Genomic DNA, 24,257 nt, shown 5'->3' on the forward strand with positions numbered 1-24,257 from the left:
TCCTTAGCGGAACATATTGGAGGTGGACTGCAGCATCTGGTCGGCCGCGCTGACCACCTTGGCGTTCATCTCGTAGGCGCGCTGCGCGGCGATCAGGTCGGAGATTTCCGAGACTACCTCGACGTTGGCCTGTTCGAGGTTGGACTGCTGCATGTCGCCGAAACCGTCGGTGTTGGCGATGCCGTCCTGCGGCGTGCCGGAAGCCGGCGTATCCGTGAACAGGTTGTCGCCGATCGGATTGAGGCCGGCCTTGTTGATGAAGCGGGTCAGGCCGATCTGGCCGACCGTGGTCGGCGTGGTCGAGCCCGGCAGGGTGACCGAGAGCTGGCCCTGCGCATTGATGGTGATGCCGGAGGCGTTCTGCGGGATCGTGATCGTCGGCTGCACCGGATTGCCCTGCGCGGTGACGACGCGGCCCTGCGCGTCCATCTGGAACGAGCCGTCGCGGGTATAGGTGTAGGTGCCGTCGGGCATCTGGATCTTGAAGAAGCCTTCGCCGCGGATCGCGATGTCGAGATCGTTGCCGGTCTGCGACAGCGTGCCCTGGCTCATCAGGCGCGGCGTGCCGACGGTTTTGACGCCGCCGCCGATATCGACGCCGACGGGCAGGATGGTGCCCTGGTCGGATGCCTGGGCGCCGACGCGGCGCACATGGTCGTAGATCAGGTCCTGGAACGCCGCGCGCTGCTTCTTGTAGCCGGTGGTGCGCAGGTTCGCGATGTTGTTGGAGATCACCTGAACGTTGAGTTCCTGTGCCGCCATGCCGGTCGCTGCTGTGTATAGGGCGCGCATCGATCAATGCCTTGCGGTTATGCCGGAACGTCGGCGAGTTTCTCGATTGCGGATTTGTGCAGGTCGCTCTGCTGCGACAACAGCGCCGAGATCTGGGTGTAGGTCCGCGTGATCTCGATCATGCGGCTCATCTCGGTCACGGAATTGACGTTCGACTTCTCGACGAAGCCCTGACGCACCCTCGAGACGCTGTCGGGCTGGGCGGCGGCGCCAGGACCGGCCGCAAACAAATTGCTGCCGTCCTTGATGAGCTTCTGGGCGTCGGCGAACGAGGCCACCCGCAGCTTGCCGCGAACCGAGTCGATACGGCCGGTGCCTTCGACCACGGTGATGTTGCCGTCGGCGGCGATAGAGATGTCATGGTCGGTCGGCTGAAACACGATCGGGCCCGAAGTGCCGAGCACCGGGTTGCCGCCCGCGGTCACGAGCTGGCCCTGATTGTTGATCTGCAGGCTGCCGTCCTTGGTGTAGCGCTCGCCGGCCGGGGTCTGCACCGTGAGGAAGCCGCCGCCGTCGATCGCGACGTCGAGCGGGTTCTTGGTCAGTTCGGTGTTGCCGGCTGCAAAATCGTGGAAGGTGCCGCGGTCCTGCACGAAGGAGACCCTGCGGTCGGAGCGCGTGAAATTGTCTTCGTGCGCACCCGAATTGAGAAATTCCTCGAACAGCGAGCGGTCGGCCTTGAAACCGTTCGTGTTGATGTTGGCGACGTTGTTGGCGACGACATCCATCTGCCGTTCCAGCGTCATCTGCCGTGATAGTCCGACGAGAAGCGTATTCTCCATCGGTGGTCTCCCCTTTTGCTCGATCCGTAAGCCTGCTCTCCCAAGCCGCTGTCCGGATCCCGTAAACCTTTGGACTCTCCCAAGCCCGCCGGTTCGTGATCACCTCAGCGAAAGCCGTGCCAACTCGGAAAAGAGTTATTCTGGAAGGGGTTAGGTGTTTTGTCGGGTCTGCCGCGGGCGGCAGAAAGGTCTTGTTGACCATGTTTGCCCGGCAGTTTTTTCCTAGCTGGGGCCAGCCGGAAAGGTTCCGTTAACCATTATTACCGTAGCGTTGCGTTTATAGAGAGCGCGCGTGCGCTGGCGGCTTTTGTTTCGCGTAGTGGGGCCTTTGCTGGCCCCGGTCGGTGGCAACCGTGTTCGCATCCAGATGGATCGGGCGGGGCAATGGCTGATAACGAACCGGCGGAAGGCGCAGATGGCGCCGACGCCATTCCGGCCAAAAAGGGCAAGCTGAAGTTGTTCATTGCGCTGGTCGGATTCGTCGCCATCCTCGGCGGCGGCGCCGGCTGGTTCTTCTTCATGCGCGGCCACGGCGAGGAGGCGCATGCCGAAGCGCCGCCGCCGAAGCCGCCGTCCTTTGTCGAAGTGCCCGACATGATGGTCAACCTGGTCGGCGCGCCCGGCGAGCGCGTGCAATATCTCCGCGTCAAGGTCGTGCTCGAGGTCAAGGAAGAGAAGCAGGTCGAGGCGATCAAGCCGAACCTGCCGCGCGTCACCGATCTGTTCCAGACCTATTTGCGCGAACTGCGCCCCTCCGACATCAACGGCTCGGCGGGCCTGTTCCGGCTCAAGGAAGAGCTGACCAAGCGCGTCAACAACGCGGTGGCGCCGCAGGTGGTCTCAGCCGTGTTGTTCAAGGAAATTGTGGTCCAGTGATGGAACAGGTCTAGCGCCATGGCCGCCAACAACGACCAGATGGACCAGGACGCCATTGCGGCCCAATGGGAAGCCTCGCTCGACTCCGAGGATCCCGCGGCGGCAGCGGAAGAGGCTGCCGCCAACGAACTCTCCGAAAGCATGGCGCTGCAATGGGCCGCCATGGTCGAGGACGGCGGCCGTGAGTTCGGCAACAAGAATTCCGGCGAACGGGTGCTGTCGCAGGAGGAAATCGACAATCTGCTCGGTTTCACTGTCGGCGACGTCAATCTCGACGACCATTCCGGCATTCGCGCCATCATCGACTCCGCGATGGTGTCCTACGAGCGTCTGCCGATGCTCGAAATCGTGTTCGACCGCCTGGTGCGGTTGATGACGACGTCCTTGCGCAATTTCACCTCCGACAACGTCGAAGTCTCGCTCGACCGCATCACCTCGGTGCGCTTCGGCGACTACATGAACTCGATCCCGCTGCCGGCAGTGCTCTCGGTGTTCAAGGCCGAGGAGTGGGAAAACTTCGGCCTCGCCACGGTGGATTCCAGCCTGATCTACTCGATCATCGACGTGCTGCTCGGCGGCCGCCGCGGCCAGACCTCGCTGCGCATCGAAGGCCGGCCCTACACCACGATCGAAACCAACCTGGTCAAGCGCCTGGTCGAGGTCGTGCTGGCCGACGCCGAGCAGGCGTTCCGGCCGCTGTCGCCGGTGACGTTCTCGATCGACCGGCTGGAAACCAACCCGCGCTTTGCCGCGATTTCGAGGCCTGCCAACGCCGCGATCCTGGTGCGGCTGCGCATCGACATGGAAGACCGCGGCGGCAATATCGAATTGCTGCTGCCCTACGCCACCATCGAGCCGATCCGCCCGGTTCTGCTCCAGATGTTCATGGGCGAAAAGTTCGGCCGTGATCCGATCTGGGAAGGTCATTTCGCGACGGAAGTGGCGCAGGCCGAGATCTCCGTCGATGCCGTGCTGTACGAGGCCGACATTCCGCTCAAGCACCTGATGAAGCTGAAGGTCGGCGACACGCTGCCGCTGGAGATGCGCGCCGACGCGCTGGTGTCGGTCCGCTGCGGCAACGTCATCCTGACCGAAGGGCGGATGGGCCGGGTCGGCGACCGCGTCGCCATTCGCGTCACCAAACCGCTGCGCAAGCCCAATACCACCTTCGCAATGTTCGAGAAGGCCGACGAGCAAACCAAATTGATGGAGGCACAATGAATCATTCCCTCGGAATCATAATCGAGAGTCTGGTAGCGGTGCTGCTGATGCTCACGATTGGTTACTGCATGGTGCTCAACAGCCGCCTCAAGCGGCTGAAGGCGGACGAACATTCGCTCAAGGCCACGATCGGCGAACTGATCACCGCGACCGAAATCGCCGAGCGCGCGATCGGCGGCCTCAAGCACACCGTGCGCGACGTCAACGAACATCTCGGCAGCCAGATCACCGCCGCAACCCAGATGTCGATGCATCTGAAGAGCCAGCTTGCGGAAGGTGATGGCGTGATCCGCCGCCTGTCCAAGATCGCGGCGGCAGCCCGGCCGGCGACGCAGGAAGCCGCACCGGCTCCGGCAGCGCCGAAGGTTTCGCCGGCGAAAGCGGTGGCCGCGGCGGCACAGGCGTTCTCCGAGCGTCGAAGGACGGATGGCCTCGCTGCATGAAATCGTTCCGCGACATCAGAGTCCTGCCCGTCGTTCTGGTTGCGATCTTCGGCCTTGCGGTGCTGAAGATCGCGGGCCTCGTGCTCGATGGCGGCTACGTGTTCGACTATCAGCCGAACAAGCCGGCCAAGATGTCGTGGGCGCAGGAAAACCTCGGCTTCCCCGGCGGCGCGAAAATCGATCCGGATGACATTACCGGCTCGACCCACGGCGCGCCCAAGGAAGAGAAGAAGGAAGAGGCGCCGAAGCCGGCGGCCCCCGGCACCGAACCGCCGAAGCCCGATGGCACCGTGTTGTTTCCCGATCAGAGCCCGCAGTCGGTGTCGCCGTCGGAGCGCGCCATTCTCGAGCGGCTGCAGACGCGCCGCCAGGAATTGGAACAGCGCGCGCGCGAGGTCGAAATTCGCGAAAGCCTGCTGAAGGCGGCCGAGAAGCGCATCGACGGTCGCGTCGAGGAGATGAAGGCGACCGAAGCACGGATTTCCGGCGCTGCCGGGCAAAAGGCCGAACAGGACGTCGCGCGCTTCAAGGGCATCATCACGATGTATGAGGGCATGAAGCCAAAGGACGCCGCCAAGGTGTTCGACCGGCTGGAGATGTCCGTGCTCTACGAAATCGCGTCCCAGATCGCGCCGCGGAAAATGTCCGACATCCTGGGCCTGATGCAGCCGGAAGCCGCCGAACGGCTGACGGTCGAACTGGCCCGCCGCGCCGGCAGCGACAAATCGACCTCCACGGCCGAACTGCCCAAGATCGAGGGCAAGATGATGCAGCAAAAGCCCAATTGAAACGGCATATTTAACAAAACCTTAAGCCGGCCAATTCAAGATTCAAACGAGCGGGCGAGGGCGCTTCGCCGCTGAATTTGTCGAGGCCAAGAGATTTCCCGGATGGGGCGAAGGGCTGCCGCTGGAGTTTCGTTGCTGGGCCGCGCATTGGCGCGGACGGCCCGGCATTGCCTTGTCCTGGTGCCGCTATGGGCCGGCCTGACTTTCCCGCAAGCGGCCCTGGCCGACGACCCGGTCAAGGGCGAGGCGACATTTTCGGCTTCCGGCGGCTATGCGCGGCTGATGCTCAAGCTCGCCGAGGACGTCGATTCCGACGTCACCACCGCGGGCTCGATCATCGTGATCCGCTTCAAGCGCCCGGTGGACGTGCCCGTCGACAAGCTATCGGACGCCGTGCCCGATTATGTCGGCTCGGCGCGCCGCGACCCCGACGGCATGGCGATCCGGCTGTCGCTGGCGCGGCGGGCCACCGTCAACACCATGACGGCGGGGGAGCGGATCTTCGTCGACTTCCTGCCCGATAGCTGGACCGGTCCGCCGCCGTCGCTGCCCGCCGAAGTCATTCGCGAACTGTCCGAGCGGGCGCGCCTTGCCGAGCGTGCGCTGCGGGCGCAGCTCGCGGTCAATGCCGCCAAGAAGAAACCGCCGGTTCGCGTCCGCGCCTCGGTGCAGCCGACCTTCGTGCGCTTCGTGTTCGAGATGCCCGACGGCATCAACGTGTCGTCGGTGCTCAACGACCAGAAGCTGACGCTGCAGTTCAACAATGTGCTGAGCTTCGACCTTGCCGACGCCAAGGTGGCGGCGCCGCCGAATGTCGCCTCGATCACCCAGCGCACCGACGTCGATTCCTCCGCCGTCGATATCCTCTTGATCGGCGAGGTCGACGTTCACTCGTTCCGCGAGGAAAAGAACTACATCGTCGACGTCGCGTTCCAGCAGGCGGAAAAGCCTGCGGTGGCGGACGCGCTCGCGCCGTCGGCCGCTGCCGCGCGTGCCCCGGCTGCCGCGCATGCCCCGGCCGGCAAGCATGGTCCGGCGCAGGTCAAGCCGGTGGCGCAGCTTCCCCGCGAAGCGCCGGCCAAGGAGACGATGCCGCAGCAACAGCCCGCGCCACTGGCGCCGGTGACGTCCGAGGCGATTGCCGAGCAGGCCAATATCGAAATCAGGCCCGGCCAGCCCATGGCCGAGACGCCGGCGCCCGCCTCGGAGCACGCAGCGCCCGCCGCAGAGATGGCGTCAGTTGCGCCCGAGAAAACGGCGCAGCCTCCGGAGCCTGCGAAGGAGACGGCCAAGGAGAAGGCAAAGGAGCCGATGAACGTTGCGGCGGCCGAGGCTCCGAAGAAGATGGCGCCCGCCGCCTCCGGGCCGAAGGCGGCCACCGTCGACGCACGGCGCGACAGCGACGGCCTGCGCGTGACCTTCACCTTTGCCACGCCGACGCCGGCGGCGATGTTCCGCCGTGCCGACACCGTGTGGCTGGTGTTCGACAAGACCGGATCGATCGATGTCGAGCAGATCCGCGCCAAGGGCGGCGCCATCATCGGCGACGTCAGCCCGATGCCGCTGGACAACGGCCTCGCCATCCGCATTCGCCTGAACCGGCCGCAGATGCCGTCGCTGGAAAGCGACCCGCGCGGCGGCGGTATCGAGTGGACGCTGGCCTTTGCCGATCGCGTGCAGGCGCCGCCGCTGCCGCTGATGGTGTTGCGCAACATCACCGATCCCGCGCTCGCCAATGTCAGCGTGCCGCTGGCGAATCCCGGCCAGTTGTACAAATTGGTCGATCCCGACGCCGGCGATACGCTGCTGGTGGTCACCGCGCCGCCGCCGGTCCGCGGCTTCATCAAGCGGCAGGATTTTGTCGAATTGTCGCTGCTGGAATCCGGTCACGGCGTGGTGGTGCGCCCGAATTCGGACGACGTCTCCGCCGAGGTCGGCTCCGACAAGGTGATGCTCGGCCGGCCGGGCGGGCTGACGCTGTCATCGGCCGACGTCGCCGCCGAACGCGCAACGGCTGCAGTGCGGCCTCTGTTCGACGCCGCCGAGTGGCGCAGGAACCAGGAAGAAAACTTCCTGCCGCGGCTGGATGCGCTGATCAAGGCCGCCGCCATCGCCGAGCCCGAGCTGAAGACCCAGGCCCGGCTCGATCTCGCCAATTTCTACATGGCGCGCGCGATGTATCAGGAAGCGCGCGGGGTCACCAACCTGATTTATTCCGAGACCAAGCAGGGCAGCGAAGAGGCTGCCGTGATGATGGTGCATGCGGTGGCCTCTATCCTGATCGGCCATCCCGAGCGCGCGCTGAAGGACCTCGCCAATCCCGCGATCGGCAACGGCTACGATTCCCAGTTGTGGAAGGGCTTCGCCTTTGCCCGCCAGGAAAAATGGGCGGATGCCCGCGAGAAATTCAAGAACGCCGAATTCGCGATCGCCTCGCTGCCGCTGGATCTGCAGCGCATCGTGACGGCCGACGCCATGCGGGCCTCGCTCGAGGTCAAGGACTACGCCGGCGCCTCGCGCCGGCGCAGCGAACTCGACGTGATCGGTGTGCCCGACGAGATGAAGCCCGAGATCGCGGTGCTGCGAGGGCGGCTCGCCGAGGCGCTCGGCTACGACAAGGATGCGCTCGACGCCTACAAATTTGCCGCCAACACCAGCAACCGGCTGGCGGCGGCGGAAGGGCGGCAGTTGTGGGTGCTGTTGCGCCAGAAGCGCGGCGAGATGGGCCAGGCCGAAGTCTTGCGCGAACTTGAGACGCTGTCGGCGATCTGGCGTGGCGACGCCATCGAGGTCAAGACGCTGCAGCGGATGGCGCAGCTCTATGCCGATACCGCCCGCTACTCGGATTCCTTTGCTGCGGTCAAGACCGCGACGAAACTGCAGCCCAATGCGGAACTGTCGCGGCAGGCCCAGGATGCCGCGTCCGCGCTGTTCGCGCAGCTCTATCTCAGCCCCAAGGGCGAAGATATGAAGCCGATCGATGCGCTCGGCATGTTCTACGAGTACCGCGAATTGACGCCGATCGGCCGTCGTGGCGACGAGATGATCCGGCGTCTCGCCGAACGGCTGGTCGCGGTCGACCTGCTCGACCAGGCGGCGGAGCTTTTGCAATACCAGGTCGACAAGCGGCTGGAGGGGGCGGCGCGGGCGCAGGTAGCGGCGCGGCTTGCGATGGTCTACCTCACCAACCGCAAGCCGGACCGCGCCATCGCGGCGCTGCGCTCGACGCGCATCGCCGATCTCTCGGGCGAACTGCGGCAGCAGCGGCTGCTGCTGGAATCGCGCGCGCAAAGCGACGTCGGACGGCACGACCTCGCGCTCGACATCATCTCCAACATCACCGGCCGCGAGGCGATAAGGCTGCGCTCCGACATCTACTGGGCGTCGCGGCGGTGGCGCGAGGCCTCCGAACAGATCGAGCTGTACTATGCCGACCGCTGGCGCGACTTCAAACCGCTGAACGCGGCCGAGAAGGCCGACGTGATCCGTGCGGTGGTCGGCTACGCACTGGCCGAGGACGCGATCGGGCTGGCGCGCTTCCGCGAGAAATATGCGCCGCTGATGTCCGGCGATGCCGACCGGCAGGCGTTCGACATGGCCAGCAAGCCGGCGGCCTCCAACAGCACCGAATTCGCCCTGATTGCCAAAATGGCCGCCAGCGTCGATACGCTGGACGGCTTCATCCGCGAAATGAAGATCCGCTTCCCCGACGCCACCGCGCGCGTGATGCTGCCGCCGGAAGCCAGGGGCGAGCCGAAGAGCGAGCCGGCCCACACCGGCTCGTTACCCGCCATCGTCGGCACCAAGCGGGCGGAGGCGTCAAGGTAGCGGCGCGGCCCACGGCAGCCTGCAACTACTCGCCGTATCGTCCCGAAGTCGTGGAGCTTCCGGGTATCATTGCCTGTCGGTCCCACGATTGGAGCGCAAATCAGCAGGCCGGCCAGACATGACGTTCAGCAGTTGAAACAGCGCGCGGTCGGCCTGATATTTCGCGGCAGGACGATCACGCTGGCGACCGCGCGCCATCAGTTTGCCGGCGGCGTCACGAACCTCCCAATCCCAGCCTCTGCGAGCGCGATCGATCAGCCTTACTTCAAGCATTGCGAGCTACCCAGCAGATGCCGGCGCGCTCCACGGTGAAGTCGGCAGCTTGAAAGTGAGCGGAAAAGTTGACGCCACTATCGCTTCCAGCTTCGACTGCTCCTCGGCCAGGCGCCTTTCGATGAACTGTCGCTCCAGGTCCGAGAGGCTGGTTTTGAGCAACTTGTGATAGCGGTCGATATTGTTACGGTGCGACCGCATAAGCGCAAAATTTTCGTCGATCATGCTCTCCTCCCTAGGCTGCAAGCAATCGTGCCGTCGAATGGACGCGATTCGGCTTTCCGCCCGGCGGATCGCGAGGATCGTCGTCCCGAAGACGCAGGGCCTCCAGGATCTCATCGATGGTGATCGGTGCTTTGACCCCTTGAGGTGCCCTCAGCGAGGGAGACGATGCTACCGCCGCAGCATCCGATGCCCAGGATGCGAGAATGGCTCGCTTCTCGGCAACAGACAGAGAGTCGCTCGCCACAACGTCCTTCGGATGGTCGAAAGCCATTCCGGGGTGAAGCAGCAGGTTGATGTCGAAAACATTATCGTCGAACGCGGTCGTCGGCCGCATGGTCTCCTCCATTTCCAAGACGAACAAAGAAAGCCGCGCGTCTGGTCGACGCGCAGCACTTGCCTGAAGATGCTCTATGCCGCTTTGGCCTCGAGCTGATGGACGGGATCGGCCGACGAACCGTTGATGGCGATCCGCCGGGGCTTCATGGCCTCCGGGATCTCCCGGACCAACTCGACTTTCAGCAAGCCATTGTCGAAGGATGCATCTGTGACCTGGACGTAATCGGCCAGGCTGAATTGCCGCTTGAATTGCCTGGTCGAGATGCCACGATACAGGAACTCGCGTTCGGCCTTCTCAACCTTCGTCCCCTCGACGGTGACGACGTTTTGTTCGGCCGTTATCGAAATTTCATCGGGAGAAAAACCCGCAACCGCCAGGGTGATCTGGTAACGGTCGTCCGCAATTCGTTCGATATTGTAAGGCGGGTAGTTGTCCTCGGCGGCACGTTGGGCCGTTTCCACGAGGTTGAAAAGACGATCGAAACCGATGGTCGACCGGAAAAGCGGAGATAGGTCGTAAGTGCGCATAGCCAAATCCTCCATAGAGCAAGATGGGTATGAGGCACCGGACACAACCGGTGCCCGTCTCGCCCGGGCCCAAAGGCACCCGGACGCCACCGTCCGGTGGCGACGAAGAAAATAAAAAAAACGAAATTTGGTTTCAAGGGGGGATGAAAATTTTTTTCGATTCCGCCAGGAGGCAAGGTTACCAAAATCGAAAATCCGGCCTTCAGACCGGCGGCGCCGCGACGGACGAACTGCAGGCCAAAAGGACGGAACATATCGCAAGGCAGGCGTTCGACATGGCCAGCAAGCCGGCGTCCTCCAGCAGCACCGAATTTGCCCTGATCGCCAAAATGGCCGCCAGCGTCGATACGCTCGACGGCTTCATCCGCGAAATGAAGATCCGTTTCCCGGACGCCACCGCGCGGGCGATGCTGCCGCCGGAAGCCAGGGGCGGCCAAGAGCGAGCCCGACCACACCGGCTCGTTGCCCGCGATCGTCGGCACCAAGCGGGCCGAGGCGTCAAGGTAGGGCGTCGTCCGGCGGCCTGGCGGGTTTGCGCCTTGGAGCAGACGACATAACGTCCCACAATTGACCCGCCGCTCAGAGTCGCGAAGCGTTTGTGACGCAAGCAAGACGTGGCCGAGTCAGGATTGCGGCCGCTTTGGCCGTCCCTGCAAAGATAAAGCACTACCAAGGCCGGCGATTTGCTAGGCTGACCGCACCCGATCCGCAAGTTTGCATGGCGCTCTACCCACGCATTCAACGTAAAGAGCACCATGCCAGCACAGGCTTTGCCGTTCTTCATTCCTCACCGCGTGTTAGCCGGCCGCGAAATTGCGCAAATTGCCGGTCTGACCTGTCCGAATATCGACTTTATGATTTCGGCGGTGGCTCCTCTGGAATCGGCTTCCGCTGTCGATCTCTGCTATATGGACAACCGCAAATATCTCGATGACCTCAAGAACACCAAGGCCCGGGCATGCCTTGTGTCGCCGCGGTTCAGCGAGTTTGTCCCGGTCAGTACCTTTCAATTCGTCACGTCGGATCCATACCGGATCTACTGTCAGGTGCTGGCGTTGCTTTATCCCAGTGCGGCAAGTCCAAGGTCCACCTTTGGAATGAAGGGCGTCTCTGAACGAGCGACGGTCCATGAGTCATCTACCCTTGGTGATGGCGTCACCATCGATCCCGGCGCCATGATAGGGCCTGACGCACACATCGGCGAATTCACCTGTATCGGACCGAACGCGGTGATCGGTCCGGGCGTTGTCATTGGGCGTTCGTGCTCGATCGGCGCCGGTTGCGTGATCACGCACGCTTCGGTCGGCGATCACGTCATCATTCACCCTGGCGTCGCGATCGGACAGGATGGCTTCGGCTTTTCGCCAGGCCTTGAAGGCCATTTGAAGGTTGCGCAAATCGGGGCTGTCATCGTTCACGACCTGGTCGAGATTGGCGCAAACACGACCATTGATCGCGGCTCGATACGCAACACGGTGATCGGGCAGGGCTCCAAGATCGATAATCTGGTTCAGATTGCCCACAACGTTGTCATCGGCCGAAATTGCGTCATCGCCGCGCAGGCCGGGATTGCAGGTTCAACCACGCTGGGAAATTTTGTTGCCGTCGGAGGACAAAGCGGCATCGCGCCGCACCTGACGATCGGGGACCGTGCGCAAATCGCGGGCGCCAGCGGGGTGACGCGGGATATTCCCGCCGGAGAGCGCTGGGCGGGATTTCCGGCTCGACCGACCAAGAAGTTTTTCAGGCAGCACAGGATGGTCGAGTTGCTCGCCGAGCAGCGGCTCCACATCAATGATGAGCCATCTTCCTGATTGCTGATCAGAAATGGCCGCCAGCGTCGATACGCCCGACGGCATCATCCGCGAAATGAAGATCCGATTCCCGGCCCGCCCACACCGGCTCGTTGCCTGCGATTGCCGGCGTTAAGCGGGTCGACACGTTGCGGTAGGGCGCTGTCCGGCGTCTCCGGCGGATTTGCGCCTGGGCCGCACCTTTGTGCTATATCGGAGCCGACGCGACTGATTTTTCCAGCCGCATGAGAGCTTGCCGAACCGATGCCGCTGATCCGGAACAAAATCGTGGGATACGATGACGAGCGGCTGGCGTTCAAGTTCACGATGCAGAACGAGAACAACGGCGAGACGGTCGAGTGCCAGATCAGCGACGCTGCGATGGACGAACTGGCCGGCGTCAAGGGCACCGAGAGCATTGCCAGGCAGGCGCAGTTCCTGGCCCTGAGGGATGCCGTCGAGGGTATCGCGTCCGATATATTCGACGAGGCGCCGCGCGTGAAGGGATACACCGTTCGGATCTTCACCAAGCATATCCGCAAATAGCTGCAAGAGACCGCCCGGCGCGACGAACTGGCGCTGCTTTTGTCCCCTCGACAGACGTCCGCCGAAACGGCAACCTAGGCAAAGCCAGAGAAATCCCCGGGGAACCGTCATCATGAGCAAGCCCGTCAAGTCTGAGGCCGAATTGATCGCGATGGCGCGGGCCGAACTCAAGGTCCATGCCGACTGTCCCGACGGCATCGAAATCTCCGTGGTGCGCGACGGCGATATCTGGGAATTCCGCGCCAGCGCCGATGCCGCCACCGTGGCAAAACCCGGCTATCCCGAATGCGTCGCCATGCTGGTTCAGGTCGGCGACCACCTTGGCAAACAGTATGCTGTGGGGTGAGGGGCGTGCAGGCGGACTCTCGCGAGCCCGCCCGACATCCACGCGGCTTGCCGGAAGCCGCGCAACTGGGCAGCTCCGGAAACGAGGAGGCGATCGCCTGTTGCGCGCCGCCTCCTGTCCGGCTCTGTAAAGTCTCGGTCAGGGCTTCCTGGTCCAGAACGAACCGTTGGACCACCTGATCTTGTTCGGCGACTGAAGCTGGCCGGTATAGGTCTTGTCGTCGGGGAAGGTGATCTTGATGTCGGAGGCGTCGACGATCGACCCGTGGGCGTCGGGGCGATCGTAATCGGACATGTCGATCCTGATCGATGAGGGGCCTTCGTAGATCACCGCCGACCGGGCGCTGCCGTCGGTCCAACTGCCATTCAGATCGAACACCGTGTTGATGATCTTGGTCCAGGCCGAACCGTTGGACCAGATGATCTTGTTCGGCGCCTGAAGCTGGCCGGTATAGGTCTTGTCGTCCGGAAAGGTCACCTTGATCGAGGAGCCGTTGACGATGGTGCCGTGCGCGGTCGGACGGTTGAAGGCGGACATATCAAGCGTGAGGTTTGAAAAATCCACCGCGATCACCGCGCTGCGCGGACTGCCGTCGGTCCAGTTGCCGTTCAGGTTGACGACGGTGTGGATCGCATTCCAGTCCGGCGGGAATCCGGTCGGCCACTGATCGTTCTTGAAGTTGGTGCAGCCGTCTCCCGCCGTGACGAGGTCGGCAAACCGGGCGTTGTGCCACTGTGCCCGGCACAGCATGGCGACCCGTTCCGGCTGCTGCGAATTCCAGCCCCATTCGTACTGGTCGACATAAGTATCGTGAGTGTCGGAGTCGTGGCCGACCTTGACGATCTGGCACGGCGTGTTCACCGTCATGTAATAGTTGGAGACGATGTCGGCGGCGTCGAACCTGGCATCGGTGTCGTAGACGCTGATCTCCCCGCCCATCGACCAGTACTGATAAAACGTGCTCTTCTTCCAGGCGTGGAAGTTCAGTCGTCCGTTGCCGATGCGGTACTCCACCATGGCGCCATCGTCCGACGCCCATCGCTCGGCGCCGTTCACGACGCCGGTAAACTTCAGGTATGGCGCGTCGAAGGCGACCAGACCGCCGCCGGTGCCGTTCGGGCCCTGCGGCGACGTCCGGCCCTCGCGAAGGTCGATGGTGTTGCCGCCGATGACGAGCGAGCCGGTGGCCGACGAAATGGTGTCGAGCACGGGATCGCCGAACGTGACAGGCTGGAGGCTGTTGCCGGCATTGCGAGAGTACATGCCTTTGCGGGATATCGAGCCGCGCATGCCTTTACCGTCCGGATGCGCGCCGAGAGTCTTGCCGAGATAGGCGTTGAACTCGTCATGGTTGGCGAACGTGTTCCGCCCGGGCTGGATCGAGGCGTTGTGGGTCACGAATTCCACGCTGCCGTCCTTGCGGACGGTCATGGCCTGATTGGCGTTAAGGAGATCCTGACTGGACATCTGTCTTCCTCCAAGCATCACACAAGGCGTTGCGCGATATTTCGCGATGGACAGCCAATCCGTCCACACACGCCACGCTAGTCCGATGATGGAGATGCATCCGTGAGGTAGATAACACTGGGCGAATAAATGCCGCCACGGAACCAACGCATTCGTGCGCAGGTTCCACTCTCGCCGGTTGGCGGATTTCGCTTTAGTGGGGTGCGGTCTCGATATTCTTGATCGGCGTCGTCAGGCGACAACGCAGTCCCGCCGGCTCATAGGATAGTTCAACGGTGCCATTGAAATCGTCCTTCAACACCCGGGTGATCAGCCGCGATCCGAACCCGGTGACTGAGGGGGGCGACACCGCAGGACCGCCGGTCTCCTGCCAGGTGAAAACGAAATGGGGCTCGGCATCGAGCATCATATTTTCCCATGTGATCAATATACGTCCGGTGGGACCGCTCAGCGCGCCGTATTTGATCGCATTGGTCGCAAGTTCGTGGATTGCCAGCGACAGCGAAAGCGCTTGCCGGGATCTGACGATGGTCGGAGCCCCGGAGACCTCGAAGCGACCTTCGCCGGTCCGGTACGGCGCAAGGGCGGTCTGGATCACGTCGGTAAGCGGCGCTTCAACCCAGTTGGATGCGGTCAGCAGGTCGTGCGCGCGTCCGAACGCCGCAAGCCTTCCCTGATAGATTTCCAGCGCGGATTTGCTCGATGGATCGCGAAAGGTCTGCGCCGCCACGGCGCTGAGAACCGCAAGCGTGTTTTTGACACGGTGCTGCAGTTCGTGGTTGACGAGGTTGAGCGCTTCCTTTGCCCGATGCTCCGAGGTGACGTCGTTGCAGACAACGAGCACGCCGCCGACCTTGCCGTCGAGATCGATCGGTCCGTAGCTGTACGTCCACCACACATCCTCACGGCGACCGTGACGCGTGATCGGTACCAATTGGTCGACATGCCAGGTCGATCCCTTGCCCGTCATGACGTACTCGATCTGAGGGCCAATAATATCCCAGATCTCGTCCCAGCACGCACGTCCGCGTGCGCCCAGCGCGCTCGGATGCCGTTCGGGACCCATGGTCTCGCGATAGGCGTCGTTGTAGAACTGGATCAGTTTCGGCCCCCACCAGATGAACATCGGGTGGCGCGAATTGAGGACGATGCGAATCGTCACACGAAGGCTCTGCGGCCATGTCTCCGGGGGACCAAGGCAGGTCTTCGACCAGTCGAATGCCCGCGTCAACGCGCCCATTTCGCCGCCGCCGGCCAGAAAGTCGTTCACCGGTTCGACACTGTCCATAGCCCACGCCCTTAACATGCTACGGCATCATCGTACTACAGATGACCGTGTCGGGTAGGCCGGGGACTTGACCGCTGCGAATGGCGTTTTTTGAGCGCCGAGCGCTCTCATACCGCGGAAATTGGCCCCGGGTTCAGACCGGAGCCGTTCCTTCCGGCCGTTCCGGTTCGACCGACATGATCTGGTTGCAGGCTTTGCACTTGTAGACGTGGATGAGAGGGCGCAACCCGATCCGGGGCAGCTTTCCCAATCGGGCCGTGACGCGTCCGCAGGTTTCGCAGCGCGGCGACGGGCCTTTTTCTGTGAGCAGTCGGGGCATGATGCGGGGTCACTGACGCTGACAGCGGAACATACCGCGAAGATGCTGACCGATTGCATCTTAATCATGGAAAAATAGTCCGTAGGACTACGAGGGCCGCCGCTGCGCCGCTCATATTGCGCCATGGCCTGCGCCATTTTTTGCCACCAAATCGGCCAGCCGCGGGCACTCTCGCAACACACTGTGCAGGCGAAAGTCACGACGCCAGCGCGCGACCACAGGACGGCCGATAGAATTCAGATCCAGGCCGGATCCGCAATTTGTGAGACGTGCGAAGATGGTTTCTACCGACGGTCGTGATAATTCGGGGCGTGCTGCGTTGACGGTTGCCAAGGAAACTAACAACGGAACGAACAAGGAAGCGAAGAAGGCCGCGGCGTCCCGTCCTTCACCTGCCGAAAAATTCGATGTCGACCACGACGAGCCCGCGATCCGCGTCAAAAGGCTCCGGGCGCAGCAGCAGCGATCGCAGAAGCTGCACGAATATTACGACGAGGCCCTGGCTGAAATCCGCGCGTCGCTCGAACGGGCGCCGCAGCGTTAGAGATCGATCAGCGGCATTGATGACTGAGGCCCGGACCTTGACAGGATCCGGGCCTCGTTCGTTTCTCTACCGAAGATATAGGCGGCGATCCTCGCCAATCGGCGTCATTGCCGCTCGAGCTTGGTGATGGTTTTGCTCCCACCGGTGCTGGTTGCGGAAAAGTTGACCCTGTCGCCGGCGTGCACGGCGTCCAGCGATGCGCCGTTCTGGACCTTGAATTCTTCCGCCGCGCCGCCGCCCCCCGCACCGACGGTGCCGCTTTGGGCCTGCTGAATTGCGACAGTGCCGTTGACGCGATCGATCCTGGTCACGGTCCCCGTCAGCGTCTGCTGCGCAAGCGCCATTGAGCTGATGATGGTGAGGGCCGCGGTACCGGCGATCATGATTTTTGCAAGTTTCATCGCACACTCCCGGCGTTGAGGTATCGACGATAACTCGGGACGCGCCAAATTGGTTCCCGCGGAATCCGCGATCTTCAGGCGCGCTTTGTCGGGGATTTGGTCCTGGACGCCGGCTTTGGCGTGGAGGAGGGCGCGGCCGATGGCGCTGATGCGATCAGCGCTTTCAGGAACGTCATGATGATCTGTCCGCTGCGCCGCGCCTCGACGTCGGCCGACAGCAGCGCCAGGCCGCGGCCGAGCGCGATGAAGCTCGCGGCGATTTCCGCAGGCTCTCCCGGCACCGCCTTGCCGAACAGCCCGAACAGTGCGGTGACGAAGGCGCCCAAAGCGCGGCGGTGCGTGCGGTTCAGCTCATTATAGGTTGCCGCAAAGCCCGGACTGCGCAGCGCCTGGAGCTGCAGCTCGATGGCGAGCACGGCAAAGCCGGGATCGGCATTGACGGTGGTCGACCATTTTTCGATGCCCGCCATGGCGGATGCGGCGTCGCCTTCCGCGCCCTTCAGCGCCGCTTCGATCCTGGCGCGCTCCTCGGTTTGGTGCTGCTGCACCAGTTCGAGCAGGATCGCCTCCTTGTCGGGAAAGTTCGAGTAGAAGGCGCCTTGCGAAAACCCCGCGGCGTCGGCGATGTCGCGCACCGAGGCGAGGGCAAAACCCTTTTTGACGATCTCGCTGCGCGCGGCCGCGATCAGCAGCTCCCGGGTACGGGCCTGACTTTCCTCGCGATTCAACCTCGGCATAAGCAGACGTCCCTGAATTTTAAGATAACAATTGATATTCAGATATCATATGATATCTGTAACGGGAGAGCAGCAGGAAAAGGACACATATCATGGAGACCCGCGCGCTGGACCGGACCCTGGCCCTCCTGGCGGCGCTTGCCGCGCTGACGGTCGCCTTCATGGTGGCCGGCATCGTCACCACGCGCAGCTCGCAGGACTTCTTCCAGTCGGCGCGCACGGTCGGCGATCCTGTTCTTTTCGCTAGCCAACAAGGCAGCGCCAGCCGGGAAGTAGAGCTCTATCGCGAACCGGGGTCCACTTCGCTCGAAAACGCTTCGGGACCCGATCATCAGGGGAGAACGATCTATGAGTGCCACCATCGTGACCATTGCCGGGCGCAGCCTGCTGGCGCTGCTGTTCATTCTTGCAGGTGCGGCGAAGATCGCCGGCCCGCAGCCGTTTCTCGACCATATGGCCGAGCACCACATTCCGGGGCTGCTGCTGCCGCTGGTGATTCTGCTGGAACTGGGCGCCGGCGTGGCGCTTCTGCTTGGCTGGCGGTTACCGTTCTCGGCCGGGGCGCTGGCGTTGTTTTGCCTCGCCACCGCGTTCGGGTTTCACCTCAACCTGGCCGACAAGGCCGAGCGAACGCTGTTCATCAAGGACCTCGCGATATCAGGCGCGCTGATGGTGATTGCGGCTCACGCCTCGGTGGTGCCAAAGGCACCCGCTCTCGGCTCCATCGCTACGTTCGCCGGCAGGTGAGGCGGGTGAAGGGAAAGGCTACTTCGCCGTCTCGATCGGTAGTCTTACGGGGACATGCGGCGAGGTGCTTACGACCCTCGGACTTCCGTCCGCATAGCGACTGCGCTTGAGCGCCTCCAGCATTAAGAAGAATTTCTCGGCCAGCATGATCGAACTCCATCGTTGATCATTTTCAACAAGGTGCCAGATCATGATTTCCGGTTGTCTTCGTGGACCGGCAAAACTGGTTTCTTCGTTCGCCTGGTCGGTTTCTTCGCCGCGGGGCGACGAAACCAGCTCACACGGCCGTGACAAGCGTGCCGGCGAGCGCAGTGCGGCGAGATGCCCGCGCCGGCCGTCGTAGGCAGGCAGGCCAGGTTTTCGAATTTTACGCTTTGCTAACCGGTTATTCTAACGTGACTTCCATTTGTCCCCTCTTACGTTCGTACCGGGAAGTGAAACGCGCGACGGCAAGAGAGCTCGCCAAGAGCCGGGTCCATCGCCGATGTCACGAGCAAAGGGGCCTGCCGTGCGACGGACCACGAAACCTTCCGAGGTGGCACAATCATATGCCGTCCGGCTGATGCAGCATCTCGTTGTGCCGACCTTCGTGCTCAATCCGCAGCGCGAGGTCGTGGTCTGGAACCGGGCGTGCGAGCGCCTGACCGGCGTTGCCGCCGCCGAGGTGATCGGCACCAAAAAGCACTGGCGTGCCTTCTACAAGGAGAAGCGGTTTTGCCTCGCCGATCTGGTGGCGAACGAACGGGCGGATCTGCTCGGCAGCCTTTATCCGGAGTTCACGGTCTCCACGCATGGCCTCGGCTTCAGCGCCGAAAACTGGTGTGTGATGCCAAAACTCGGCAATCAGCTTTATCTCGCGATCGACGCCGGTCCCATCCACGATGAAGACGGAAGGCTGATCGCGGTTGTCGAAACGCTGCGCGACATGACCGATCAGAAGCGGGCCGAGCAGGCGCTGAAGGCGCTGGCCAGCAGCGACGGACTGACCGGCCTCGCCAACCGGCGGTCGTTCGACCAGGCACTCGCGATCGAATGGGCGCGGGCGCAACGGACGCGGTCGCCGCTATCACTGCTGCTGGTCGATGTCGACCATTTCAAGCTCTACAATGACCTGCACGGCCACCAGAAAGGCGACGACTGCCTGCGCGGGGTTGGCGCGGCGATGGCCGCCGGCCTGCGGCCGGCCGATGTCGCCGCCCGCTATGGCGGTGAGGAATTTGCCGTGCTGATGCCCGACAGCGCGCACGGCGTCGCGCTCGATGTGGCAGAGCGGCTGCGTGAGGCGATCTGCCGCTTGCGGCTGGCGCATGGTGCTGCTGCCGCGGGCTCCCATGTGACGCTCAGCATCGGTGTGGCCACCGAAGTGCCCGCGGAAGACATGAGTTCCGATCTTCTGGTGGCAAGGGCCGACCAGGCGCTCTACGCGGCGAAGCATTCGGGGCGCGACCGGGTGCTCTCGGCGGATAAAGCCCTCTCGGTGTTCGGCCGCGCCCAAGGTGTTGCACCTTGCGGGGCACGCAAGACGCGTTTGCGCTAAGTACCAAGCCGCCGGGTCAAGGCGGCGATGAAGCGCTCGGTGTCGGCTTCGTCGTTGAAGACGTGCGGCGAGACCCGCAGGCGGCCAAGGCGCGCCGCGACGTAGACGCCGTCATTGGCAAGTCCTTCGACCAGCCCTTTCGGCATCCCGTTCGCAAAGCCGAGGCACAAAATGTGCGGCGCCCGCAATTGGCGCTCGAGGACACGGGCGCCGAGGCTGCGCACGCTGTCCGCGATTCCTTCGGTCAGCATGGCAAGGCGCTCCGTAATGGCCGGCGCGCCCCATTCGGCGACCATCTCCATGCCGATCGCGGCCATCTCCAGCGAAATGAAATGATCGCGCTCGCCCATATCGAAACGCCTGGCGTCGCCGACATAGGCAAGGTCGGTGAAATAGACCTCATTCTCGGCGCGTACGTTGCGGCGGGCGGCCGCCGTCTGCTCCAGCGGGATGCCGTCCTGATGGCGTTTGGCGACGTAGAGAAAGGCGCGGCCGTAGGGGCCGATCAGCCATTTATAGGTCGGGAAAAGCACGAAATCCGGGTCGAGGCGTTTGACGTCCATCGGCAGCACGCCGGCGCTCTGTGTCGCATCGATCAGGAACAGGGCGCCGTGCCGACGCAGCGCCGCGGTGACTTGTTCGAGGTCGATCAGCCCGCCGTCCGACCAGTGCACCGACGAGATCGATGCAAGGCCAACCGGTGGCGCTCCGGCTCGTTCGATCACGGCGAGAACCGCCGCGGTCCAGTCGCCGTCGTTGGGCTGGCGCACCGTCTCGACGGCGAAGCCCTGCGCTTCGGCCCGATGATGCCATTCCAGCACCGGCGAGGAATGATCGTTTTCCAGCACGATGACGCGGCTGCCACGGGCGATCGTCAGCATTTTGGCTGCGGTGGCGACGCCGTAGCTGATCGAGGGGATCAAGGCGATGTCGGCGGGATCAGCATTGATCAGGCGGGCGGCGGCGGTGCGGGCGCGCTCATGCTGGCGGCGGGCGAAATCGGGATCAAGCGTCCAGGGCCTGCCCTTGCGGCCGACCGCGGCGCGGCCGGCCTCCAGGGTTCGCCGCGGCAGCGGGCTGTAGGAGGCCGAGTTGAGGTAGCAGATCTCGCGCGGCACATCGAACCATTCGCGTTGCGACGCCAGCATACCGACCTCTATCCGCCGCCGTAACTCTGCACCAGACTCCCCGCCACCAGCGACCAGCCGTCGACCAGCACGAAGAAGATCAATTTGAACGGCAGCGACACCACGACCGGCGGCAGCATCATCATGCCCATCGACATCAGGACGGAGGCGACCACGAGGTCGATGATCAGGAAGGGGAGGAACAGCAGGAAGCCGATTTCAAACGCGCGCTTCAGCTCCGAGATCATGAAGGCGGGGACGAGAATGCGCAGCGACATATCTTCCGGCGTCGCCGGCGGCGGCTCGCCGGAGAGGTCCATGAACAGTTTCAGGTCCTTCTCGCGAACGTTCTTCTGCATGAAGCCGCGCAGCGGCACCGAGGCCTTCTGCAGCGCTTCCTCGACGCCGATCTGGTTGGCTACCAGGGGCTTGATGCCGTCGTCATAGGATTTCTGCAGCACCGGGCCCATCACGAAGGCAGTCAGGAACATCGCCAGCGCGATGATCACGGAGTTCGGCGGCGCGGTCGCGGTGCCCAATGCTGTCCTTAGCAGCGACAGCACGACGACGATGCGCGTGAACGATGTCATCATGATCAGGATCGACGGCGCGATCGAGAGCACCGTCAACAGCGCGATCAACTGGATCGCGCGCTCGGTGACCCCGCCATTGCCCTGGCCGAGATTGATGCTGATATCCTGCGCCATCGCCGGATCGGCGAGCGATCCGGCGGCTATCAGGCTTACAAGAAATAAAAATACTCTACGCGGGAAAGTCGCCGATCTCACGAAGGGGACTTTGGACGGCCCAGCAATGACGCCATCTCGTCTTCCAGATTCTCAAAGCCGCTCTTCTGCGGAGCGGGGGCGGGCGCGGCCCGGACCGGCGGCGGCTCGGGGGCGACCGGCGGTGCCACGGGCTCGGCCGGCCGGCGCAAGGCAGCTTCAAGCCGCTGCGCCATCTCGGCGAGATTCTGGTCGGCGCTCGACTGCGCGGGCGCAGGGGCGGGCGGAGGCGATGGCGGTGCTACGGCGCGCTCGGGCGCGCGGACCGGCGGCGGCGCCTTCGGCGGTTCGCTCGGGCGTTGCGGGCGGGGCATCAACGGATCGGTGCGGGTCAGGCGCGGCGGCGGGGGCTCGGGCCGCGGTTCGGCGCGGCTGCCCATCGACTCGGGCGCAAAACCAGCCAGCGGATCGTTGCGGCGCTCCGGCATCGGCGGCGGCGCCGGGCGGCGGACTTCGTCGGCGAAGGGGGGGCGAGAGGGGCGCGGCGGTGGCTCCGGCATTTGCGGTTCGGCATGATGCTCATAGGCATCGGCAGATCTCAGGTCGGATCTGGCGGCTTCGTCGTTCCAGTTGGCATCGGGCAGCGGCGCAATCCGCGGCGGCGCTTCGCCGGCGACCGCGGGGCGGGCCGCCATCTGATCCCGGCCGGGTATCGCCCGCACGATATTGGATTCGACCACGATGTCGCTCGGACCGCCGATCATCAGGAGATGTTCGACATTGTCGCGCCGCACCAGCACCATGCGGCGGCGGCCGTCCACGGCGGCGGCGTCGATCACGGCCAGCCGCGGCATCCGTCCGCGATTGGTGTTGGCGCCGAGGCGGTTGGTGGCGAAGCGCCGGACCAGCCATGCGGCCACGCCAATCAGCGCCAGGACGGCGATGAACGCGAAGAGGAATGTCAGTGTCTGCATACTTTGGTCCCCAGCCACGCGTCATTCTCACCATATGAGCATGACGCCTGGAAATTTCCCGCTCGTCGGGATCGTGCCCGAAGCGATCCATCCCGGCGAATCACGCCCGAGATCAGCCTTATTTCTTAATTCCCCACGGCAAACGCTGCCGCTCGTTAATTAATAGACCAAGAATCGCTTGATCCAAAACGACTTCTGACCGCCCCGGGCAGCGTTGGCTTCTGCTGGTTAACGCAGATTTCGTGGCGAAAATGCGCTCGTTTTGTTGCTTGCAGCGGGCATTAAGCACTGTCCATGCCGGGAATCGGCGATTTTAACCAACCGTTAACCATACACCGGGCAAATTCTGCCTACCTCGCGGCACTAGCCAGAGGTTAACGGAGAGCCATCAGCCATGGCCATCAACGATCTTCCGATCCTGTCGGCGTTGCGCACCAAGATGCAGTGGCATCAGGAGCGCCAGCGGGTGCTCGCCGAGAACATTTCCAATGCCAATACCCCGAACTTCAAGCCGAGCGACCTGGTCGAGCCGAAATTCGACAAGGCCGGGTCTAGCGTCGGCGCGGGATTCGGATCGCTGGCGATGATGCGCACCAGCGCCAGCCATATCGGCGTCTCCGGCAGCGCGCAGAGTTTCAACGGCGACGGCGGCAAGAGCGGCTTTTTGACCAAGCCCGCCGGCAATGCCGTCAATCTCGAAGACCAGATGCTGAAGGTCTCCGCCAACCAGATGGATTACGCGGCCGCCACCTCGCTCTACACGCGCAGCCTCGGAATGCTCAAGACCGCCATCGGAAAGCGCTGACGCGCGCGACGTTTAGGGGAACCGGATCATGGCAGATGATGCAAGTGACTTCGCCCGCTCGATGAGCATCGCGACGTCTGGCCTGCGCGCGCAGGCGGGACGCATGCGGGTGATCTCGGAAAACATCGCGAACGCGGATTCCACGGCGCAAACGGCTTCGGGCGATCCCTATCGCCGCAAGGTGCCGACCTTCTCGTCCGCGCTCGATCGCACGCTGGACGCCAAGGTCGTGACGCTCGGCAAGGTGCGCCCGGACCAGTCGGCGTTTCGCGTCAAATACGAACCGAGCAATCCGGCCGCCGACGCCCAGGGCAACGTCAAATATCCCAACGTCAATCCGCTGATCGAAATGACCGACATGCGCGAGGCGCAGCGGTCCTACGAGGCCAACCTCAACGTCATCAGCGCCACGCGCCGCATGATCCAACGCACGCTCGACATCCTCAAGGCCTGAACAGGAACCATAGAAAATGGCTTCACCGACCGTTGCTGCAAACGCCTACGCCGCGCTTTCCCGCATGATGGAATCCGGCGGCGCCGAGAAGGGTGCCCAGACGGGTGGCGGCAGCGCGCCGTCCTTCTCCGCGCTGCTCAAGGATGCGGTCGGCAGCGTGCTGGAGTCCGGCAAGAAGTCCGACGCCCAGACCATGGCGATGACGTCGGGCAAGGCCAACGTCATGGACGTGGTGACGGCAGTCGCCGAAACCGACGTCGCGGTCTCCACCCTGGTCTCGGTGCGCGACCGCGTGATCCAGTCCTACGAAGACATCATGAAGATGCCGATCTGAGAGATGGCGAATGGCGAATAG

The 24,257-nt window shown here is 63.4% G+C and carries 27 protein-coding genes; 15 read left to right on the plus strand and 12 right to left on the minus strand.

Annotated elements, in window-relative coordinates; translation table 11 throughout:
• Nucleotides 1-3: 3 nt before the first annotated feature.
• Nucleotides 4-792: a flagellar basal-body rod protein FlgG gene (flgG, locus tag BLR13_RS31100; RefSeq protein WP_074815765.1), complete on the minus strand. Its 789-nt coding sequence runs from the start codon at nucleotides 790-792 to the stop codon at nucleotides 4-6.
• Nucleotides 793-809: 17 nt separating this feature from the next.
• The gene (flgF, locus tag BLR13_RS31105) at nucleotides 810-1,574 is read right to left on the minus strand and encodes a flagellar basal-body rod protein FlgF (protein WP_074815762.1); all 765 of its coding nucleotides are present in this window, start codon (nucleotides 1,572-1,574) and stop codon (nucleotides 810-812) included.
• Nucleotides 1,575-1,958: 384 nt separating this feature from the next.
• Here flgF and fliL point away from each other — a divergent pair, with 384 nt between their 5' ends.
• From fliL to BLR13_RS41190, 5 genes are all read left to right on the plus strand, one after another.
• Nucleotides 1,959-2,450, plus strand: coding sequence for a flagellar basal body-associated protein FliL (fliL, locus tag BLR13_RS31110; protein ID WP_074815759.1), 492 nt, complete (start codon nucleotides 1,959-1,961; stop codon nucleotides 2,448-2,450).
• An 18-nt stretch (nucleotides 2,451-2,468) separates the two neighbouring features.
• On the plus strand, nucleotides 2,469-3,671 hold the full coding sequence (fliM, locus tag BLR13_RS31115) for a flagellar motor switch protein FliM (RefSeq protein WP_074815756.1): 1,203 nt from the start codon (nucleotides 2,469-2,471) through the stop codon (nucleotides 3,669-3,671).
• A complete protein-coding gene (locus BLR13_RS31120) occupies nucleotides 3,668-4,114 on the plus strand; it encodes a DUF6468 domain-containing protein (protein ID WP_074815752.1) in 447 nt (148 codons plus the stop codon). Before fliM ends, BLR13_RS31120 begins: the two co-directional genes overlap by 4 nt.
• The gene (locus BLR13_RS31125; protein ID WP_074815749.1) at nucleotides 4,111-4,902 is read left to right on the plus strand and encodes a MotE family protein; all 792 of its coding nucleotides are present in this window, start codon (nucleotides 4,111-4,113) and stop codon (nucleotides 4,900-4,902) included. The genes BLR13_RS31120 and BLR13_RS31125 overlap by 4 nt, the downstream gene beginning before the upstream one ends.
• 102 nt (nucleotides 4,903-5,004) lie before the next feature.
• Nucleotides 5,005-8,730: a hypothetical protein gene (locus BLR13_RS41190; protein WP_074815746.1), complete on the plus strand. Its 3,726-nt coding sequence runs from the start codon at nucleotides 5,005-5,007 to the stop codon at nucleotides 8,728-8,730.
• A 279-nt stretch (nucleotides 8,731-9,009) separates the two neighbouring features.
• On the opposite strand, the gene BLR13_RS31140 is transcribed toward BLR13_RS41190, so the two are convergent.
• The 3 genes from BLR13_RS31140 to hspD form a co-directional block, all read right to left on the minus strand.
• Nucleotides 9,010-9,228 (minus strand): hypothetical protein, encoded by a 219-nt coding sequence (locus BLR13_RS31140; RefSeq protein ID WP_074815737.1) that lies wholly within the window; start codon nucleotides 9,226-9,228, stop codon nucleotides 9,010-9,012.
• Nucleotides 9,229-9,238: 10 nt separating this feature from the next.
• Complete coding sequence (locus BLR13_RS31145) at nucleotides 9,239-9,562, minus strand: hypothetical protein (RefSeq protein ID WP_074830897.1); 324 nt, start codon at nucleotides 9,560-9,562, stop codon at nucleotides 9,239-9,241.
• A gap of 74 nt (nucleotides 9,563-9,636) precedes the next feature.
• A complete protein-coding gene (gene hspD, locus BLR13_RS31150) occupies nucleotides 9,637-10,092 on the minus strand; it encodes a small heat shock protein HspD (protein ID WP_074815735.1) in 456 nt (151 codons plus the stop codon).
• Between the two features lie 50 nt (nucleotides 10,093-10,142).
• Between hspD and BLR13_RS31155 the strand changes: the two genes are divergently transcribed.
• The 4 genes from BLR13_RS31155 (at nucleotide 10,143) to BLR13_RS31170 (ending at nucleotide 12,777) form a co-directional block, all read left to right on the plus strand.
• Nucleotides 10,143-10,649 carry a hypothetical protein gene (locus BLR13_RS31155; RefSeq protein ID WP_143039590.1) on the plus strand — a complete coding sequence of 169 codons (507 nt, stop codon included), beginning with the start codon at nucleotides 10,143-10,145 and terminating at the stop codon, nucleotides 10,647-10,649.
• A 213-nt stretch (nucleotides 10,650-10,862) separates the two neighbouring features.
• The gene (lpxD, locus tag BLR13_RS31160; protein ID WP_244524973.1) at nucleotides 10,863-11,906 is read left to right on the plus strand and encodes a UDP-3-O-(3-hydroxymyristoyl)glucosamine N-acyltransferase; all 1,044 of its coding nucleotides are present in this window, start codon (nucleotides 10,863-10,865) and stop codon (nucleotides 11,904-11,906) included.
• A gap of 267 nt (nucleotides 11,907-12,173) precedes the next feature.
• Nucleotides 12,174-12,431, plus strand: coding sequence for a DUF1488 family protein (locus BLR13_RS31165; protein WP_244524974.1), 258 nt, complete (start codon nucleotides 12,174-12,176; stop codon nucleotides 12,429-12,431).
• 112 nt (nucleotides 12,432-12,543) lie between these two features.
• On the plus strand, nucleotides 12,544-12,777 hold the full coding sequence (locus BLR13_RS31170) for a hypothetical protein (protein WP_074815723.1): 234 nt from the start codon (nucleotides 12,544-12,546) through the stop codon (nucleotides 12,775-12,777).
• 138 nt (nucleotides 12,778-12,915) lie between these two features.
• On the opposite strand, the gene BLR13_RS31175 is transcribed toward BLR13_RS31170, so the two are convergent.
• Nucleotides 12,916-14,244 carry a hypothetical protein gene (locus BLR13_RS31175; protein ID WP_143039589.1) on the minus strand — a complete coding sequence of 443 codons (1,329 nt, stop codon included), beginning with the start codon at nucleotides 14,242-14,244 and terminating at the stop codon, nucleotides 12,916-12,918.
• Between the two features lie 193 nt (nucleotides 14,245-14,437).
• Nucleotides 14,438-15,532: a sensor histidine kinase gene (locus BLR13_RS31180; protein WP_079587543.1), complete on the minus strand. Its 1,095-nt coding sequence runs from the start codon at nucleotides 15,530-15,532 to the stop codon at nucleotides 14,438-14,440.
• Nucleotides 15,533-16,128: 596 nt separating this feature from the next.
• Between BLR13_RS31180 and BLR13_RS31185 the strand changes: the two genes are divergently transcribed.
• Nucleotides 16,129-16,395: a hypothetical protein gene (locus tag BLR13_RS31185; RefSeq protein ID WP_074815716.1), complete on the plus strand. Its 267-nt coding sequence runs from the start codon at nucleotides 16,129-16,131 to the stop codon at nucleotides 16,393-16,395.
• 104 nt (nucleotides 16,396-16,499) lie between these two features.
• On the opposite strand, the gene BLR13_RS31190 is transcribed toward BLR13_RS31185, so the two are convergent.
• Nucleotides 16,500-16,796, minus strand: coding sequence for a copper-binding protein (locus tag BLR13_RS31190; RefSeq protein WP_074815712.1), 297 nt, complete (start codon nucleotides 16,794-16,796; stop codon nucleotides 16,500-16,502).
• 74 nt (nucleotides 16,797-16,870) lie between these two features.
• Nucleotides 16,871-17,533, minus strand: coding sequence for a TetR/AcrR family transcriptional regulator (locus tag BLR13_RS31195; protein WP_074815710.1), 663 nt, complete (start codon nucleotides 17,531-17,533; stop codon nucleotides 16,871-16,873).
• Nucleotides 17,534-17,881: 348 nt separating this feature from the next.
• Between BLR13_RS31195 and BLR13_RS31205 the strand changes: the two genes are divergently transcribed.
• Together BLR13_RS31205 and BLR13_RS31210 are read left to right on the plus strand one after the other, a co-directional pair.
• Nucleotides 17,882-18,280 (plus strand): DoxX family membrane protein, encoded by a 399-nt coding sequence (locus BLR13_RS31205; RefSeq protein WP_074815704.1) that lies wholly within the window; start codon nucleotides 17,882-17,884, stop codon nucleotides 18,278-18,280.
• Between the two features lie 508 nt (nucleotides 18,281-18,788).
• Nucleotides 18,789-19,817 (plus strand): sensor domain-containing diguanylate cyclase, encoded by a 1,029-nt coding sequence (locus tag BLR13_RS31210; protein WP_349517329.1) that lies wholly within the window; start codon nucleotides 18,789-18,791, stop codon nucleotides 19,815-19,817.
• On the opposite strand, the gene BLR13_RS31215 is transcribed toward BLR13_RS31210, so the two are convergent.
• The 3 genes from BLR13_RS31215 to BLR13_RS31225 are packed head-to-tail and all read right to left on the minus strand — an operon-like array spanning nucleotide 19,814 to nucleotide 22,643.
• Nucleotides 19,814-20,965, minus strand: coding sequence for an aminotransferase class V-fold PLP-dependent enzyme (locus BLR13_RS31215; RefSeq protein WP_074815700.1), 1,152 nt, complete (start codon nucleotides 20,963-20,965; stop codon nucleotides 19,814-19,816). The genes BLR13_RS31210 and BLR13_RS31215 overlap by 4 nt on opposite strands.
• 8 nt (nucleotides 20,966-20,973) lie before the next feature.
• Nucleotides 20,974-21,732 (minus strand): flagellar type III secretion system pore protein FliP, encoded by a 759-nt coding sequence (gene fliP, locus BLR13_RS31220; protein WP_074815698.1) that lies wholly within the window; start codon nucleotides 21,730-21,732, stop codon nucleotides 20,974-20,976.
• The gene (locus tag BLR13_RS31225; protein ID WP_074815695.1) at nucleotides 21,729-22,643 is read right to left on the minus strand and encodes a flagellar biosynthetic protein FliO; all 915 of its coding nucleotides are present in this window, start codon (nucleotides 22,641-22,643) and stop codon (nucleotides 21,729-21,731) included. The genes fliP and BLR13_RS31225 overlap by 4 nt, the downstream gene beginning before the upstream one ends.
• 394 nt (nucleotides 22,644-23,037) lie before the next feature.
• Here BLR13_RS31225 and flgB point away from each other — a divergent pair, with 394 nt between their 5' ends.
• The 3 genes from flgB to fliE are packed head-to-tail and all read left to right on the plus strand — an operon-like array spanning nucleotide 23,038 to nucleotide 24,236.
• Nucleotides 23,038-23,448: a flagellar basal body rod protein FlgB gene (gene flgB, locus BLR13_RS31230; RefSeq protein ID WP_074815692.1), complete on the plus strand. Its 411-nt coding sequence runs from the start codon at nucleotides 23,038-23,040 to the stop codon at nucleotides 23,446-23,448.
• Nucleotides 23,449-23,476: 28 nt separating this feature from the next.
• Entirely contained in the window at nucleotides 23,477-23,902 is a 426-nt protein-coding gene (gene flgC, locus BLR13_RS31235; protein ID WP_074815689.1) for a flagellar basal body rod protein FlgC, read from the plus strand.
• Between the two features lie 16 nt (nucleotides 23,903-23,918).
• Nucleotides 23,919-24,236 carry a flagellar hook-basal body complex protein FliE gene (gene fliE / locus BLR13_RS31240; RefSeq protein WP_074815686.1) on the plus strand — a complete coding sequence of 106 codons (318 nt, stop codon included), beginning with the start codon at nucleotides 23,919-23,921 and terminating at the stop codon, nucleotides 24,234-24,236.
• Nucleotides 24,237-24,257: the final 21 nt, after the last annotated feature.

It is taken from the genome of Bradyrhizobium ottawaense, assembly GCF_900099825.1.
Classification (GTDB): domain Bacteria; phylum Pseudomonadota; class Alphaproteobacteria; order Rhizobiales; family Xanthobacteraceae; genus Bradyrhizobium; species Bradyrhizobium ottawaense_A.

What these genes read in the sequence shown, in the direction of transcription:
- BLR13_RS41190 (WP_074815746.1), top strand. Translation starts at nt 5,005, where the DNA reads ATGGGGCGAAGGGCTGCCGCTGGAGTTTCGTTGCTGGGCCGCGCATTG.
- flgB (WP_074815692.1), top strand. Translation starts at nt 23,038, where the DNA reads ATGGCCATCAACGATCTTCCGATCCTGTCGGCGTTGCGCACCAAGATG.
- BLR13_RS31195 (WP_074815710.1), bottom strand. Translation starts at nt 17,533, where the DNA reads ATGCCGAGGTTGAATCGCGAGGAAAGTCAGGCCCGTACCCGGGAGCTG.
- flgG (WP_074815765.1), bottom strand. Translation starts at nt 792, where the DNA reads ATGCGCGCCCTATACACAGCAGCGACCGGCATGGCGGCACAGGAACTC.
- fliM (WP_074815756.1), top strand. Translation starts at nt 2,469, where the DNA reads ATGGCCGCCAACAACGACCAGATGGACCAGGACGCCATTGCGGCCCAA.
- BLR13_RS31120 (WP_074815752.1), top strand. Translation starts at nt 3,668, where the DNA reads ATGAATCATTCCCTCGGAATCATAATCGAGAGTCTGGTAGCGGTGCTG.
- fliE (WP_074815686.1), top strand. Translation starts at nt 23,919, where the DNA reads ATGGCTTCACCGACCGTTGCTGCAAACGCCTACGCCGCGCTTTCCCGC.
- BLR13_RS31225 (WP_074815695.1), bottom strand. Translation starts at nt 22,643, where the DNA reads ATGCAGACACTGACATTCCTCTTCGCGTTCATCGCCGTCCTGGCGCTG.
- BLR13_RS31125 (WP_074815749.1), top strand. Translation starts at nt 4,111, where the DNA reads ATGAAATCGTTCCGCGACATCAGAGTCCTGCCCGTCGTTCTGGTTGCG.
- flgC (WP_074815689.1), top strand. Translation starts at nt 23,477, where the DNA reads ATGGCAGATGATGCAAGTGACTTCGCCCGCTCGATGAGCATCGCGACG.
- hspD (WP_074815735.1), bottom strand. Translation starts at nt 10,092, where the DNA reads ATGCGCACTTACGACCTATCTCCGCTTTTCCGGTCGACCATCGGTTTC.
- flgF (WP_074815762.1), bottom strand. Translation starts at nt 1,574, where the DNA reads ATGGAGAATACGCTTCTCGTCGGACTATCACGGCAGATGACGCTGGAA.
- fliL (WP_074815759.1), top strand. Translation starts at nt 1,959, where the DNA reads ATGGCTGATAACGAACCGGCGGAAGGCGCAGATGGCGCCGACGCCATT.
- BLR13_RS31205 (WP_074815704.1), top strand. Translation starts at nt 17,882, where the DNA reads ATGAGTGCCACCATCGTGACCATTGCCGGGCGCAGCCTGCTGGCGCTG.
- BLR13_RS31185 (WP_074815716.1), top strand. Translation starts at nt 16,129, where the DNA reads ATGGTTTCTACCGACGGTCGTGATAATTCGGGGCGTGCTGCGTTGACG.
- BLR13_RS31190 (WP_074815712.1), bottom strand. Translation starts at nt 16,796, where the DNA reads ATGAAACTTGCAAAAATCATGATCGCCGGTACCGCGGCCCTCACCATC.
- BLR13_RS31215 (WP_074815700.1), bottom strand. Translation starts at nt 20,965, where the DNA reads ATGCTGGCGTCGCAACGCGAATGGTTCGATGTGCCGCGCGAGATCTGC.
- BLR13_RS31180 (WP_079587543.1), bottom strand. Translation starts at nt 15,532, where the DNA reads ATGGACAGTGTCGAACCGGTGAACGACTTTCTGGCCGGCGGCGGCGAA.
- BLR13_RS31175 (WP_143039589.1), bottom strand. Translation starts at nt 14,244, where the DNA reads ATGTCCAGTCAGGATCTCCTTAACGCCAATCAGGCCATGACCGTCCGC.
- BLR13_RS31170 (WP_074815723.1), top strand. Translation starts at nt 12,544, where the DNA reads ATGAGCAAGCCCGTCAAGTCTGAGGCCGAATTGATCGCGATGGCGCGG.
- BLR13_RS31145 (WP_074830897.1), bottom strand. Translation starts at nt 9,562, where the DNA reads ATGCGGCCGACGACCGCGTTCGACGATAATGTTTTCGACATCAACCTG.
- BLR13_RS31140 (WP_074815737.1), bottom strand. Translation starts at nt 9,228, where the DNA reads ATGATCGACGAAAATTTTGCGCTTATGCGGTCGCACCGTAACAATATC.